Source organism: Streptococcus mitis, assembly GCF_001579045.1.
GTDB classification, from domain to species: domain Bacteria; phylum Bacillota; class Bacilli; order Lactobacillales; family Streptococcaceae; genus Streptococcus; species Streptococcus mitis_D.
This window is the reverse complement of the sequence record NZ_KQ970261.1, coordinates 464,084-465,947: the sequence shown is the minus strand read 5'-3', so window position 1 is coordinate 465,947 and position 1,864 is coordinate 464,084. Positions and strand designations below refer to the sequence as shown.

Annotated in this window: 1 pseudogene; it reads right to left on the bottom strand. The window is 46.4% G+C overall.

Annotated elements, in window-relative coordinates:
* Window positions 1-1,864 (bottom strand): annotated as a pseudogene (locus SMIDD28_RS12480) (hypothetical protein); the annotation flags it as partial.

Here is a 1,864-nt window from a genome sequence, read left to right as displayed (position 1 = left end):
GAATCAGCATCTAAGGTAGCGTCACAATCTGCTTCAACCAGCAAGTCAGCAAGTGAGTCTGCATCTAAGGTTGCTTCACAATCTGCTTCAACCAGCAAGTCAGTAAGTGAATCAGCATCTAAGGTTGCTTCACAATCGGCCTCAACCAGCAAGTCAGCAAGTGAGTCTGCATCTAAGGTTGCTTCACAATCGGCCTCAACCAGCAAGTCAGCAAGTGAGTCTGCATCTAAGGTTGCTTCACAATCGGCTTCAACCAGCAAGTCAGCAAGTGAGTCAGCATCTAAGGTAGCGTCACAATCTGCTTCAACCAGCAAGTCAGCAAGTGAATCAGCATCTAAGGTAGCGTCACAATCTGCCTCAACCAGCAAGTCAGCAAGTGAGTCAGCATCTAAAGTAGCGTCACAATCAGCTTCAACAAGCAACTCAACAAGTGAGTCAGCATCTAAGGTAGCGTCACAATCTGCCTCAACTAGCAAGTCAGCAAGTGAGTCAGCATCTAAGGTAGCGTCACAATCGGCTTCAACCAGCAACTCAGCAAGTGAGTCAGCATCTAAGGTAGCGTCACAATCTGCCTCAACCAGCAAGTCAGCAAGTGAATCAGCATCTAAGGTAGCGTCACAATCTGCTTCAACAAGTAACTCAGCAAGTGAGTCAGCATCTAAGGTAGCGTCACAATCTGCTTCAACCAGCAAGTCAACAAGTGAGTCAGCATCTAAGGTAGCGTCACAATCGGCTTCAACAAGTAACTCAGCAAGTGAGTCAGCATCTAAGGTAGCGTCACAATCTGCCTCAACTAGCAAGTCAGCAAGTGAATCAGCAGCTTCAACAAGCAACTCAGTGAGCGAGTCAGCATCTAAGGTAGCTTCAGAGTCAGCTTCAACAAGCAACTCAGCAAGTGAGTCAGCATCTAAGGTAGCGTCACAATCTGCTTCAACCAGCAAGTCAGCAAGTGAGTCAGCATCTAAGGTAGCGTCACAATCAGCTTCAACAAGCAACTCAGTGAGCGAGTCTGCATCTAAGGTAGTTTCAGAATCAGCATCAACAAGCAACTCAGCAAGCGAGTCAGCATCTAAGGTAGCGTCACAATCTGCCTCAACTAGCAAGTCAGCAAGTGAGTCAGCAGCTTCAACAAGCAACTCAGTGAGCGAGTCTGCATCTAAAGTTGCCTCAGAGTCAGCTTCAACAAGCAACTCAGTAAGTGAGTCAGCATCTAAGGTAGTTTCAGAATCAGCTTCAACAAGCAACTCAGTGAGCGAGTCTGCATCTAAACGTACATCAGAAGTAGAATCACAATCAGTTTCAACAAGCAACTCAGCAAGTGAATCAGCTTCTAAAGTAGCTTCAGAATCAGCTTCAACAAGCAACTCAGTGAGCGAGTCAGCATCTAAGGTAGTTTCAGAGTCCGCTTCAACAAGCAACTCAGTGAGCGAGTCTGCATCTAAACGTACATCAGAAGTAGCTTCAGAATCAGCTTCAACAAGCAACTCAGTGAGCGAGTCAGCATCTAAGGTAGTTTCAGAATCAGCTTCAACAAGCAACTCAGTGAGTGAGTCAGCCTCTAAGGTTGCCTCAGAATCAGCCTCAACAAGCAACTCAGTGAGCGAATCAGCATCTAAGGTAGTTTCAGAATCAGCTTCAACAAGCAACTCAGTGAGTGAGTCAGCCTCTAAGGTTGCCTCAGAATCAGCCTCAACAAGCAACTCAGTGAGCGAATCAGCCTCTAAGGTTGCCTCAGAATCAGCCTCAACAAGCAACTCAGTGAGCGAGTCTGCATCTAAGGTAGCTTCAGAAGTAGCTTCACAATCAGCATCAACAAGCAACTCAGTAAGCGAATCTGCATCTAAGGTAACTTCAGAATCAGCTT